Origin of the sequence: Chromobacterium haemolyticum DSM 19808, from assembly GCF_000711885.1 — a bacterium.
GTDB classification, from domain to species: domain Bacteria; phylum Pseudomonadota; class Gammaproteobacteria; order Burkholderiales; family Chromobacteriaceae; genus Chromobacterium; species Chromobacterium haemolyticum.
This window is the reverse complement of record NZ_JONK01000006.1, coordinates 250,267-262,995: the sequence shown is the minus strand read 5'-3', so window position 1 is coordinate 262,995 and position 12,729 is coordinate 250,267. Positions and strand designations below refer to the sequence as shown.

Genomic DNA, 12,729 nt, shown 5'->3' with positions numbered 1-12,729 from the left:
GGCCAGTCGAGCCAGCAAGCCGCGCGCCAGCGGCTATATTGGCCTCATGCGAGTGGGGTAGGTTTCCATGCGGACTGTTTTAAATAATAAATTTAAATAGAAAAAAAATTTGCTATCTAATTGAGTGAAATTTAGTATTCGTTTAATAACTTATAACTTGATGTTGATAGAGGCCATGACGGGTCAAGCATGACGCGAAATCTATTCACCAGCCTGACCGCTGGTTTGTTGTTGGCCGGCGCTGCGGCCGGCGCGGAGACGCCGGTCTGGAAACAGCCGGAGTACGCGGCGGCCATCGTCCAGGCTAGGGCGGGGCAGACCGCGCCGGCGCTGGCGATGCTGGAGCGGGAGCGCGCGCGCGGACCGCTGGCCGCGCCTTTGCTGGACGATTATTTGACCCTGCTGTGCTGGAGCGGGCGCGGCGCGGAGGCTCTGCGGGTGCTGCCTGGCCACGAAGCCGACATGTCGGCGGACACGCTGGCGCGGCTGGCGCGTGTTGCGCGCGACCAACGCGATGCCGCGGAGGCCGAACGGTTGTACCGTTTGTTGTTGGCGCGTCAGCCGGCGGCGGGCTACCGCGCCGGGCTGGCGATGGCCCAATCCGAGGCCGGACACGGCGCGGCGGCGCTGGCCACTCTGGACGCCGCGCCGGCCGGCTCGCCGGCCGACGAACTGGAGTTGACCCGAGCGCGTGCATACGTCTTGCTGCAAAGCGGGGACCTGACCCGGGCGCTGGACTATCTGATCCGCGCGCGGGCGCGCTTTCCCGGAGACCCGGAGCTGGAGCGCAGTTATCTGGGCTGCTTGCTCCGCTTGGGCGCGCCGTGGCAGGCAGGTCAGGCGTCCATCGCGGATCCCCGGCTGGCCTTGCAGGTTGATTTTGACCGCGCGGCGACTTTGAGCCGTTGGGGACGCATCCAGGAAAGCCAGGACAGCGGACCTGGCCGGCACGCGCAAACCGACGCGGCGCTGAAGCTTAATCAGGACATCTCGGCGCGGCCTGAAGCCGCGCGGCCGCCGTTCGCCGCGCTGGCGGCGGATGACCGCGTGCAAATGTTGCAGCAGCGCGGCTTGTCTGCGCAGGCCATCGCCCTGGACCGGCAGCGGGCCGGCCAGGCGTGGTCGCCGTATGCCCGCGCGGCCTTGGCCGACGCTTATCTCAACCAGCGCCAGCCGCTGCGCGCAGAGGAGCTGTACCGCTCGGCGCTGCGCGACGCGCCGCAGGCGGACGAGGCGCTGGATTGGCGCATCGGCCTGGTTTACGCCCTGTTGGAGTCCGGCCAGCACGCCGCCTGCCGCCGGGAGCTGGCCGCGTTGCAAGCCGCCGCTCCCCGGCTGAAAACCGACCGCGCCAGCGGCCGGCGCGTGTTCAATCCGGCGTTCCAGCGCGTGGCCTTGCTGGACGCGATGGTGACCGCCTACCAAGAGGACACCCGCGGGGGCTGGAAGAAGATGGAGGCTTTGCTGGACGAAGCGTCATTTAATCCCGAATTGCGACAGAACCAGGGCAGCCTGGCTCTGATGCGCGGCTGGCCGCGGCTGGCGCGAGGCGTATTCACTCGGCTGAGCGTGGACGAACCGGACCAGCCGGAAGCGGCGGCAACCGGCTTGGCCGGCGCCGCGCTGGACTTGCAGGAGCTGGACGAGGCGGACCGCCAGCTGCTGAGGCTGAACGAGCTGGATGTGGACAACGCCGGCGTGCGCCAGCTGAGGGAACGGGCCCGGCTGGAACGGAGGCCGGAGCTGGTGCTGGAGGGGAAGAAGGATTTGAGCGGCGGCCAGGGCGCGGGCGAACAAAACGCCTGGGAAAGCTCGGCGCGGCTGTATTCCTCGCCGTTCGGCCACTGGCGCTTGTTTGGTCTGCACCAGTTGCAACGCGCCAGCTATGTGAACGAGACGGCCTCGGCCCGTTACGAGGCGCTGGGCATGGGCGCGGAATGGCGCGGCGAACAAGGGCGCGGCGAATTCGGCCTTACCGGCCAGATAGACGGCGGGCGGCGCGGCGGCGCTTTCGCCGGCTACGACTGGACGCCGGACGACTATTGGACGCTGGGCGCTCGCTTCGAGCTGAACAGCGCCGAAGCGCCGTTGAAAGGCCGCTTGGACGATGTGCGCGGCAACCGGTCCCAACTGAGCCTGCAATACCGGGCCGACGACTATCGCAGCTACGCCTTGCAAGCCGAAGCGCTGTCCTTGTCCGACGGCAATCTGCGCCGCGCGGTGTCGGCCAACTGGGACCAGCGCTGGGTCAGCGGCCCGCGCTACAAGCTCAATACCATTCTGACGCTGGCGGCCAGCGCCAATGACGCGGTGCCGTCCGCCCGCTACTTCAACCCGCGCGCCGACGGCGAGGCTTCGGTGACGGCGATGCAGGAATGGAAGCTGTGGGGCGAGTACGAAACCACCTGGCATCAGCGCTTGGGCTTGACGCTGGGCAGCTATACCCAGCGCGATTTCGGCGCCGGCGGCGTGTGGGGTCTGCTGCTGGAACAAGAGTGGCGCTGGGGCAGCCGCGGCAGCCTGCGCTACGGCTTCACCCGAGTGCGTCATCCCTATGACGGCAAGGCTGAAACCGGCAACAAGGTTTATCTCAATCTGGATTGGCGCTTCTGATGAAAATGAAACAATGGCTGGCGGCCCTGATGACGGCCTGCCTGTTGTGGAGCGGCTGGGCGCAAGCGGCGGCCGGGCGGTTGGTGATCCTGTGCTACCACGAGGTGGACAAGACCGACAGCGGCGCGTCGGACCCATTCGCGGTGGACGCCCGCGCGCTGGTGAAACAGATGGAATGGATGCGGGGCCAGGGCTACAGCTTTGTCAGCTTGCAGCAGGTGCTGGATGACCGCGCCGGCGGCAAGCCCTTGCCGGACAAGGCGGTGCTGCTGACTTTCGACGACGGCTATCGCAGCGTGTACACCAATGTCTATCCGGTGCTGAAGCTGTTCCAGGCACCGGCCGTGATTGCGCTGGTGGGCAGTTGGCTGGAAGCGCCCGAGGGTAGCCAAGTCAGCTATGGCGACGGCGTGGCGGGGCGGAGCAAATTCCTGAGCTGGGAGCAAATCCGCGAAATGCGGGCCAGCGGCCTGGTGGAAGTGGCCAGCCACAGCTATGCCTCTCATCTGGGCGTGCTGGCCAATCCCCAGGGCAATCTTGAGCCGGCCCTGACTGCCCGCGCCTACCGCGCTGGCGGTTATGAAAGCGAATCGGCTTATCTGGCGCGCATCCAGGACGATTTGCGCCGCAACAGCGCGCTGCTCAAGGCGCGGCTGGGCGTTGCGCCCAGAGCGATGGTGTGGCCTTACGGCAGCTATTCGCCGCAGGCGGCGAAGGTGGCGGCGAAGGAGGGCATGCCGGTGACCATGGGGCTGGGCGCGGGCATCAACGACCGCGATACTCCGCTGTCCTCGCTGCGCCGGGTGCTGCTGGACGCCAATATGGACCTGGCCGATCTGGCTTATCAATTCAAGCAGCTGAACGGCTGGCCGGACGGCATCCGGCCCGAACCCAGCCGCATCATGCACGTGGACCTGGACTATATCTATGATCCCGACCCCAAGCGGCAGGACGAAAACCTGGGCCGGCTGCTGGACCGGGTCAAGGCGATGGGCGTGAGCACCGTCTACCTGCAGGCTTTCGCCGATCCCGACGGCGACGGCGTGGCGCAGGCGCTGTATTTCCCCAACCGCCATCTGCCGATGCGCGCGGACCTCTTCAACCGCGCCGCCTGGCAATTGCAGACCCGGGCCAACGTCAGGGTCTACGCCTGGATGCCGCTTTTGGGCTTCGTACTGCCAGCGGGCCATCCGCTGGCAGGCGAGCGGGTGCTGGCGGAGCAGGCCGGAGGCGCTCAGGCCAAGACACAGGGCTATGCGCGGTTGACTCCGTATTCCCCGCCGGTGCGCCAGCTGATTCGCGAGATTTACGAAGACCTGGCGCGCAGCTCCCGCTTTGGCGGCCTGTTGTTCCATGACGATGCCACTCTGTCCGATTTCGAAGACGCCGGCCAGGCGGCCCGTCTGGCGCGGCAAGGGCAGGGCCTGGCTGCCGGTGTGGCCGAAGTGCGCGCCGATCCGGAGCAAATGGCGCGCTGGACGCGAGCCAAAACCGCCTTGCTGGACGACTTCAGCATGGAATTGGCGGCCGTGGTGCGCCAATACCAGCCGGACTTGCGCACCGCGCGCAATCTCTACGCCGAGGTGGTGCTCAACCCGGATTCGGAAACCTGGTTCGCCCAGTCCTTCGACAGCGCGCTGAAACGCTATGACCGGGTGGCGGTGATGGCGATGCCTTATATGGAAAACGCGGCCGATCCCAAGGCCTGGATGCGGCGCCTGTTCGACAAAGTGGCGGCCAAGCCGGGCGCGCTGGAAAAAACCGTGTTCGAGCTACAGGCGGTGGACTGGCGCAGCCGCAAGCCTATCCCCACCGCGGAGCTGGCCGCCACGGTGCGAGAACTCAACACTCTGGGGGCGCGGCATATCGCCTACTACCCGGACGACTTGTTCCACGATCAACCCAGGCTGAAAGCGTTCAGGCGGGTGTTTTCGATGACGGCGCATCCGGAAGAATAAAGGCCTCCGGCGGGGGCCAAGCGCCTGCTACAAGGCGCGCCGCGGCTGGAGGCGGGCCCCGCCCATGAGGCGGTGGAACCATTAGGCGATTGATGATTCATCGCATCAAGGGGCGAGGAGACGTGTTGTGGACCTGGCATTAATATTGCTGCTGGCATATGCCTTTTTTTATCCGTTGTTCATGGCGTATTTGTGGATGGTGGGGGCGGTGCATTACTACCTCCACTACGAAAGAAAAGATCCGCCGCTGAACCAGCCGCCAGTGCTGGATTATCCGCCCCTGAGCGTGGTGGTGCCTTGCTACAACGAGGAAGACAACGTGCGCGAGACTTTGGCTTACGCGCTGGCGCTGGACTATCCGGACTTCGAAGTGATCGCGGTCAACGACGGCAGCCGGGACGCCACCGGAGCCATCCTGGACGAATTGGCCGCCGCGCATCCAAGGCTGCGCGTAGTGCACCAGGCCACCAATCAGGGCAAGGCGGTGGGGCTCAACACCGCGCTGGCGCTGGCACGCCACGAATACCTGCTGTGCATAGACGGCGACGCGCTGCTGGACCCGTACGCGGGCAAATGGCTGATGCGCCATTTCCTGACCTCGCCGCGCGTGGGCGCGGTCACCGGCAATCCCCGCATCCGCAACCGCACCACCTTGCTGGGGCGGCTGCAAGTGGGGGAGTTCACCGCCATCATTGGCTTGATCAAGCGAGCGCAGCGCACTTACGGCAGATTGTTCACCGTGTCCGGCGTGATCACCGCCTTTCGCAAGACCGCGGTTTATCAGGCGGGTTACTGGAGCGAGGACATGCTGACCGAGGATATCGACATCAGCTGGAAACTCCAGCTCAAGCACTGGAACGTGCGCTTCGAACCGCGCGCGCTGGTGTGGATATTGATGCCGGAAACCCTGCGCGGGCTGTGGAAGCAGCGGCTGCGCTGGGCCAAGGGCGGCACCCAGGCGCTGATGCGCAACGCCTGGGTGTTGCGCACTTGGCGGCACCGCCATATGTGGCCGGTATACTCCGAATACTTCCTCAGCGTGGTGTGGTCCTACACCATGGCCGGGATCATCGCGTACTGGCTGCTGAGCCTGGTGTTGGGCGACTGGCTGCCCCAGATCGGCACGCCGCTGATCCCGCGCTGGCACGGCATGGTGCTGGGCGGCACTTGCATGTTGCAGTTCATGATCAGCAAGATGATGGATAGCCAGTACGACGCCAAACTGGGTAAGAACTACTATTGGATGGTGTGGTATCCGCTGGTCTACTGGCTGCTGAACGTCTGCACCACGATCGTGGCTTTCCCGCAGGCCGTGTTCCGCAAAAAGGGCAAGCGCGCGCGCTGGGTCAGCCCGGATCGGGGAGTGAGGGCATGAGCCGGCTGGGAGACGGCCTGATTATCCAGGCCTCGCACAATATGAGCGCCTTGCAGCGGCTGCTGTCCTGGCTGATGACCCTGGTGTGCTGGCTGGCGTGGCTTTATCTGTGGCTGCCGGCCCTGGCCTATGTCGGCTACCTGATCTGGGGTCGGGACGTGTTGCCGGCGGCGCTCCGCGCGGAGGACGCTCCGGAACATCTGGGCAAGCTGCGCGACTACGGCTTAGAGATCGCGCTGATCGGCTTATGCCTGCTACTTTGGTCGCGCATCAATTACTGGCGTTTCACCGGCAAGCAGAAACGCAGCCCGATCCCCAACGTCGCTTTGGAGAAATTGGCGGAAGACCTGGGCTTGCCGCCGGACGAACTGCGCGAGGGCCAGGCCGCCAAAGTGGCGGTGGTCCACCATTGCGACGAGGGCGGCATCGCCCGTATCGAAACCGTGACGCGGTTGCCGCCGCCCGCTTGAATCGCCCGCCGCCGAACAAAGGCAGCCGCAAGCAAGGTCAGCGACACGGCCCAGGCGGCCGCGTCGGCGCACAGCGTGCTATAGGCGAAGTGCTGCGACTCCACTTCCTCCTCCATCCCAATCTGGCCGACAGCCCGTGGTAGAGCAGGGCGAAGGACGCGGCCAGGCCCAGCAGCGGCAAGCTGGCGCCGCCGGGCTTCGACCCGGCTTAGACCCGCTAAGAACGTGTTTACGATCTCGCGAGCTAAGGCGAGACAAGACGAAAACCGCTGAGAAAGCGGAGTGTACTCACGGTACATGAGCATTTCGAAACCGTACTCACCGTGTAACGCTCCACGACGCACAGCGGATCGTAAACAGGTTCTAACAAGACCCTTGATCCTGCGTTGCGCCTCCTTGGCGTGCTACGGGTACTGGGCTCAGGTTCTCTGCGAGGTTTTTGTTAGCGGCTCTTAATCGCCCAGATAGCGCCGGCGCAACAGCCGCAGCCGGCCGTCCGCGATAACGCGGTTCAAGGCTTTCTGCAAACGCAGGACGCGCTGCGGCGGCGTGTCCGGATTGAGCGCGAACCAGTATTGCCCCCCGCCGTCCAGCAAATAAGCCGGCGCGGCCGTGCGCGGCGGCAGCTTCAGCTTGTCCAGATGCCAGCGCATCGCCCAATCCAGCATCGCCACCAGATCGACGCGGTCCAGCAGCAGCTTGTTCAGATTGGCCGCGTCGTCCTGGCCGGCGTCCAGCCCTTCGCGCCGCGGGTCTAGCGCCGCCAGCCGGTTGAAGGCGGCGGAGCCGGCCAGCGCGCCCACCCGGTAGCGCCGCGCGTCGGCCGCGCTGCCCAGGCGGATATCGCGGCGGGCGGACAGCCGGTACAGGAAGACGCGGCGCGGGCCTATCGGCCCCACCCATTGGAACTGTGTTTCCCGCTCCGGCGTGCGCACCATGGCGAACAACAGCGCGTCCGGCGTCTTCCGCACCGTGGCGTATGCGCGCAGCCAGGGCTGAACTTCAATTTCCAGGCTGAGCCCGGCCTCCGCCGCGACCAGGCGCAAGGCCTCCGCGGCATAGCCCTTGACCCGGCCGTTTTCCACATAGCTGAGCGGCGGTAAATCCTCGGTATAGGCGTTGATGTCGGCCGCCGCGGCGGACAGCGCCCAGCATACGCCAAGCGCCGCCAGCAGCGGGCGGATGAGAGTCCCCGGTATGACCATTTTTTGTCCGTTATGCGTGATGGTTCACTGCATGGCAGTTTGCCAGACAAAAGCCCCTGTTTGATGACAAATGGGCGGTTTTAGCGCGGCGCCAGCGCGACGCCTAATTGCGCTTACCGTTCCGGATTGTCGGACTCGACGGCCAGCCGGGCCTGGCGAGCCATTTTCAAGGCAAGGTGGTGTTCGCGGGACAATTCCGGCAAGGCGGGGTGTCGCTTCATGATGTGGCTTCTTTCCGGAGTCTATCCCCCGGGGCGCGGCCGCGTCGCAAGCTGCTTAGCAGCAGGACGACGAAAAACAACAGGGTCAGCGCATTGAGCAGGCCTGCCGCGCGCCGCCAGCCGAAAGCGCCGTCCAGCATGCCGTACAGCCGCAGAAGCAAGGACAGGTGCAGGGCCGCCAGCGGCGCGTAGAACAGCGGGCGGTAAGGCAGCTTCAGCCGCGTCAGCGCAGGGATGATGATGGGCGCGTGGCCGAATACCATGGAAAACACAAAGCCCAGGCCCACCGCGTGCAAGGCCGCGTCTCGCCAAGGGTGGCCGGGCAGCAGCGCGCCGGCCAGGCCCAAGGCGCCGGCCACCGCCAGCCAGCCGTAGCCGCAGAGCAGGGCGACGGCGATGTAGCGGGTCAGCCCCTGCTGGCGCGCGTTGCGCCGGGCGATGTCGTGTCGCAGCAACCAGACGGCTAGCGCCAACAAGGCCGCCGCGTACAGCCTCAGACCGGCGTCCGGCTGCCATAGGGACAGCGCCGCGCCGCCGCCCAGCGCCAGGGTCGCTAACGCGAAGCCGCGCCGGGCCGACGGCGCAAGCGGCAGTAAGCGGGTCAGCTCCAGCCGTTCGCCGGCAATGGTCAGAACCAGAAAGGCCAGCCACCAGGGGATGGCCGCTTGCAAATCGCTGCCCAGCAGCCAGGCGAGGTTGCCGATCAGCCAGCACAGCTCGGCGGCGGCCAGGGTCAGAGTGAAAGCGGCGGCCTGACGCCTCAGCACCTGGACACCTCCGGCCAGCAAGACAACCGCGGCCAGCGTCTGCAGCAACTGCGCCGTCAGCGGCGGCAGGCCGGCGATCAGGCTCAGGCCGGACAGTCCCGCGGCCGCCGGCGCAAGCAAGGCCCACCGGCGGTTCAAGGCCACTGCCCGCTCCAGGCTGATTACCCCGCCGAAGAACGCGCCTATCATCAGCGCGCCGTGCCAACCGGCCAGCGCAGCGGTCGCGGTGGGGACTGCCCAGCCCAGGCGCGCCAGGCCGGCCAGCGCGCCGCAGAACAGGGACAGCGCGGCCAGGCCCAGCCAGGGCTGCCGGGCGCTCATGCCCGCCAGCCGAAATGACGGCGGCTGTCCTCGCTCATCCTTTCCGGCGACCAGGCCGGCTCCCAAACCAGGTTGACATGGATGCGACGCTGCGGCGGCAGACCGTGAGTGAGCGCGAATTCCACTTCATCCATGATCATTTCGCCCATGGGGCAGGCGGGCGAGGTCATGGTCATCTCGATCAACAAATGTTCGGCTTGCGGGTCGATGCGATAGACCAGGCCAAGGTCGATGATGTTGACGCCGATTTCCGGGTCTATGACCTGGCGCAGCAAGTTGCGCGCCAAGTCCACTTCCTGTTGCTGTTCGGTTGAGAGCGGGTCCGGCATGGTGGTCGCCTTTTAAGGTATATATTTTTTACACCTTATGAATGCTACGCTGGCGGCGGCGGACGGGCAATAGGCCGTTCAGCCTAAATCGCGGCGGCGCACCTGCTCCCAATCCAGGCCGAAGCGCGCCAGATATTTGCGCAGCCGGTCCGCGTCGTTGGGCTGGCTTTTGAGCTGACGCGAGGCGGCGAACAGCCGGCGGCCGGCCTCGGACAGCGAGGCGGCGTCGCGGCAGACGCGCAGCACGCCTTCCAATTGCATGCGGTCGAACAGGTCCAGCCGCGTCAGACGCTCCGGGTCAAGCGCCGCCAGGGCCTCGTCCGACGCTTGCTCTTGCCAACCGTGGCGCAGCCGCGCGATTTCCTCGTTGACGCCTTCCTCGTCAATGCGGCCGGCGTCGGCCAGCGTGGCCATCCGCGTGACCGAGGCGGACAGTTCGCGGAAATTGCCTTGCCAGCGCGCTTGCGGAGACGCGGCGAAGGCGAGGTAGGCGCGGCGCGCCTCGGCGTTGAAGCGGGCGCGTTGGCCATGTTGCTCAGCGTGGCGCGCCAGTTCGAACTCCAGATTGGGTTCGATGTCCTCGCGGCGTTCGGCCAGGCCGGGCAAGTCGAAGCTCCATAGATTGATGCGCGCGTACAAATCCTCGCGGAAACGGCCGGCGCGCACCCATTGGCGCAAGTCCCGCACCGTGCCGCAAATCAACTGGAAATTGCTGTGCACCTCGCAATCGCTGCCAAAGGGGAAGAAGCGCTTTTCTTCTATGGCCTTGAGCAGCATCGCCTGTTCGTCTAGTCCCAGTTCGCCTATCTCGTCCAGAAACAGCATGCCGCCGTCCGCGCTGCGCAACAGACCGAAGCGTTCCGCGTGCGCGCCGGTGAAGGCGCCCTTCACATGACCGAACAGGGCCGACATCGCGCTGTCGCCGCGCAGGGTGGCGCAATTGACTTCGACAAAGCGGCCATCCAGCCGATGACGCGTTTTTTTCAGCTGGTAGAGCCGGCGCGCCAGCTGGCTCTTGCCCGCGCCGGTGGGGCCGCTGAGCAGGATGGGCGCGTCGGAGCGCACTGCCACCCGCTCGATTTGCTCGATCAGGCGGTTGAAGCGGGGGTTGCGGGTGGCGATGCCGGACTTGAGAAAGGACACGGTGTCGTCGCTCTCCTGGCGGAAACGTTGCGCGATCTGGTCGTAGCGCGACAGATCCAGGTCGATGAGGCTGACCTCGCCGGCCAGCCGCTGGCCCTGGCGCGCCGGCGAGCTTTGCAGCAGCCGCGCCGGCAGGTGACGGGATTCGGTGAGTAGAAACCAGCAAATCTGCGCCACATGGGTGCCGGTGGTGATGTGGACCAGGTAATCCTCGCGTTCGGTGTCGAAGGCGTAGCGCAAGGCGAAATCGTGTAGCGCCGCGTACATCTCCTCGAAATCCCACGGGTCTTGCAGATTGACTGCATGCAGCCGCACTTCGGTACCCGGAGACACCGCGGCGATATCCTGCGCCGTCAGCTGAGCCAGCCGAGAATGATGGTTGTCGTGCAGCAATTCCAGCCGCCGCAGCGGCATTTCGGGCTGGGCGCAAATGCCCACCGAGGGCCGCCATTTTTTCCAGCGCTCGGCGCCGTGGCCGCGCCGGTCCAGCACCGTACCCAGGAAACCAATCGCCACTCTTTCGCGCATATCTTATCTATTTGGATAATTGAATAGAATATTTTATCAAAAAAGACTTGGCTGTGTTTCTTCAAAATACGGAGATTGGTTGCCTCGTGGAAGGTTTGTTATTGTTTAATCAATGGCTTGTTGGTTCTATTTTGAGTTGTCATCAAGCTGGCACGATTCTGGCAATAAGCGAAATGGGTGCGGAGGCGCAAGCCTGTCCGCCCTTGGGGCGAAGCGCGCCGGCAGCGCGCTAAGAACCTGTTCACGATCTGCTGCGCGTCGTGAAGCGTTGCACGGTGAGTACAAGCTCAAAATGCTCATGTACCACGTGACCATTCCGCTTTTTCGCTCGTTTTCGCCTTGTCTCGCTCTTGTTCGCGAGATCGTGAACAGGCTCTAAGACCCGTTAACAGAACCCCTGATCCTGCGTTGCGCCTCCTTGTCGTACGACTTGTACTGTAGCTTCGCAGAAACTTTGTTTTCTGCGTCGGCGCGCCTTGGCTCAGGTACGCTGCGCGGTTTTGTTAGCGGCTCTAAAAACAGATATGCACAAAGAAAGACAAAAATATGACCGTGAATCCCTACCAAACCCTGCAAGCGCCCAATGGCGCGCCAATCAAGATGTGGACGCAAGGCGTCCCGGTGGAGGACGCCGCCCGCGAGCAACTGCTGCAAACCGCGCAGCTGCCTTTTATCTTCCGGCACCTGGCGGTGATGCCGGACGTCCATCTGGGCAAGGGCTCCACCATCGGTAGTGTGATCCCCACCGTGGGCGCCGTCATTCCGGCGGCGGTGGGCGTGGATATTGGCTGCGGAATGATGGCTGCGCGTACCACGCTGAGCGCCGCGGATTTGCCGGACCAACTGGGTGGCTTGCGCGGCGCCATCGAAGCCGCGGTGCCGCACGGCCGCAGTTCCCCCCGCTCCGGGCGCGACAAGGGCGCCTGGCAGCGGCCGCCGGCCGGCGTGGACGCCGCCTGGGCGCGGCTGCTGCCGGGCTTCGACGCCATCGCGGCCAAATATCCCAAGCTGGCGAAAACCAATAACTACCTCCACTTGGGCACGCTAGGCACTGGCAATCACTTCGTCGAAGTGTGCCTGGACGAGGCGGATCGGGTCTGGTTCATGCTGCACTCTGGTTCGCGCGGCGTGGGCAACGCCATCGGCAACCTGTTTATTGAACTGGCCCAGGCGGATATGCGCCGGCACATCGCCAACTTGCCGCACCGCGAACTGGCTTATTTCGAAGAAGGCAGCTCTCATTTCAACGACTACGTGGAAGCCGTGGGGTGGGCTCAGGACTATGCGCGTCAAAACCGTCAACTGATGATGCGCCATGTGGTGGAGGCCGCGCGCGGCGTGATCGCCAAGCCCTTCGACGCCGAAGTGGAAGCGGTGAACTGCCACCACAACTACGTGCAGCGCGAGACCCACTTTGGCCGAGACGTGCTCGTGACGCGCAAGGGCGCGGTGGCCGCCCACAAGGGCCAGCTGGGCATCATCCCCGGCTCCATGGGCGCCAAGAGCTTCATCGTGCGCGGCCTGGGCAATGAGGAGGCCTTCTGTTCCTGCAGCCACGGAGCCGGCCGCGCGATGAGCCGCACCGAAGCTAAGCGCCGTTTCGATCTGGAAGACCAGCGGCGCGCTACCGCCCATGTGGAATGCCGCAAGGACGCCGACGTGATCGACGAAATCCCGATGGCTTACAAAGACATCGACGCGGTGATGGCGGCGCAGTCCAGCCTGGTGGAAGTGGTGCATACCTTGCGCCAGGTGGTCTGCGTGAAAGGGTGAAGGCCCGTTCCCGGCCCGGCGCGCGC

At 65.0% G+C, this 12,729-nt stretch carries 9 protein-coding genes; 5 read left to right on the top strand and 4 right to left on the bottom strand.

Features of this window, described 5'->3' with window-relative positions; translation table 11 throughout:
• Positions 1-189: 189 nt before the first annotated feature.
• From pgaA to pgaD, 4 genes are all read left to right on the top strand, one after another.
• Entirely contained in the window at positions 190-2,613 is a 2,424-nt protein-coding gene (pgaA, locus tag BR71_RS06340) for a poly-beta-1,6 N-acetyl-D-glucosamine export porin PgaA (protein WP_043634216.1), read from the top strand.
• Positions 2,613-4,571 carry a poly-beta-1,6-N-acetyl-D-glucosamine N-deacetylase PgaB gene (pgaB, locus tag BR71_RS06335; RefSeq protein WP_156038839.1) on the top strand — a complete coding sequence of 653 codons (1,959 nt, stop codon included), beginning with the start codon at positions 2,613-2,615 and terminating at the stop codon, positions 4,569-4,571. The genes pgaA and pgaB overlap by 1 nt, the downstream gene beginning before the upstream one ends.
• A 127-nt stretch (positions 4,572-4,698) precedes the next feature.
• Positions 4,699-5,946, top strand: coding sequence for a poly-beta-1,6-N-acetyl-D-glucosamine synthase (gene pgaC / locus BR71_RS06330; RefSeq protein WP_043634213.1), 1,248 nt, complete (start codon positions 4,699-4,701; stop codon positions 5,944-5,946).
• On the top strand, positions 5,943-6,416 hold the full coding sequence (gene pgaD / locus BR71_RS22795; RefSeq protein ID WP_052370375.1) for a poly-beta-1,6-N-acetyl-D-glucosamine biosynthesis protein PgaD: 474 nt from the start codon (positions 5,943-5,945) through the stop codon (positions 6,414-6,416). Before pgaC ends, pgaD begins: the two co-directional genes overlap by 4 nt.
• A 452-nt stretch (positions 6,417-6,868) precedes the next feature.
• On the opposite strand, the gene BR71_RS06320 is transcribed toward pgaD, so the two are convergent.
• The 4 genes from BR71_RS06320 to rtcR form a co-directional block, all read right to left on the bottom strand.
• A complete protein-coding gene (locus BR71_RS06320; protein ID WP_081862571.1) occupies positions 6,869-7,621 on the bottom strand; it encodes a substrate-binding periplasmic protein in 753 nt (250 codons plus the stop codon).
• 217 nt (positions 7,622-7,838) lie between these two features.
• Entirely contained in the window at positions 7,839-8,930 is a 1,092-nt protein-coding gene (locus BR71_RS06315) for a hypothetical protein (protein ID WP_043634210.1), read from the bottom strand.
• Positions 8,927-9,259 (bottom strand): metal-sulfur cluster assembly factor, encoded by a 333-nt coding sequence (locus BR71_RS06310; protein WP_019102060.1) that lies wholly within the window; start codon positions 9,257-9,259, stop codon positions 8,927-8,929. Before BR71_RS06310 ends, BR71_RS06315 begins: the two co-directional genes overlap by 4 nt.
• A 78-nt stretch (positions 9,260-9,337) precedes the next feature.
• A complete protein-coding gene (gene rtcR, locus BR71_RS06305) occupies positions 9,338-10,930 on the bottom strand; it encodes an RNA repair transcriptional activator RtcR (protein WP_043634207.1) in 1,593 nt (530 codons plus the stop codon).
• 546 nt (positions 10,931-11,476) lie between these two features.
• Between rtcR and BR71_RS06300 the strand changes: the two genes are divergently transcribed.
• Complete coding sequence (locus BR71_RS06300) at positions 11,477-12,703, top strand: RtcB family protein (protein WP_043634204.1); 1,227 nt, start codon at positions 11,477-11,479, stop codon at positions 12,701-12,703.
• Positions 12,704-12,729: the final 26 nt, after the last annotated feature.

What these genes read in the sequence shown, in the direction of transcription:
- pgaA (WP_043634216.1), top strand. Translation starts at nt 190, where the DNA reads ATGACGCGAAATCTATTCACCAGCCTGACCGCTGGTTTGTTGTTGGCC.
- pgaB (WP_156038839.1), top strand. Translation starts at nt 2,613, where the DNA reads ATGAAAATGAAACAATGGCTGGCGGCCCTGATGACGGCCTGCCTGTTG.
- pgaD (WP_052370375.1), top strand. Translation starts at nt 5,943, where the DNA reads ATGAGCCGGCTGGGAGACGGCCTGATTATCCAGGCCTCGCACAATATG.
- BR71_RS06320 (WP_081862571.1), bottom strand. Translation starts at nt 7,621, where the DNA reads ATGGTCATACCGGGGACTCTCATCCGCCCGCTGCTGGCGGCGCTTGGC.
- BR71_RS06315 (WP_043634210.1), bottom strand. Translation starts at nt 8,930, where the DNA reads ATGAGCGCCCGGCAGCCCTGGCTGGGCCTGGCCGCGCTGTCCCTGTTC.
- BR71_RS06310 (WP_019102060.1), bottom strand. Translation starts at nt 9,259, where the DNA reads ATGCCGGACCCGCTCTCAACCGAACAGCAACAGGAAGTGGACTTGGCG.
- rtcR (WP_043634207.1), bottom strand. Translation starts at nt 10,930, where the DNA reads ATGCGCGAAAGAGTGGCGATTGGTTTCCTGGGTACGGTGCTGGACCGG.
- BR71_RS06300 (WP_043634204.1), top strand. Translation starts at nt 11,477, where the DNA reads ATGACCGTGAATCCCTACCAAACCCTGCAAGCGCCCAATGGCGCGCCA.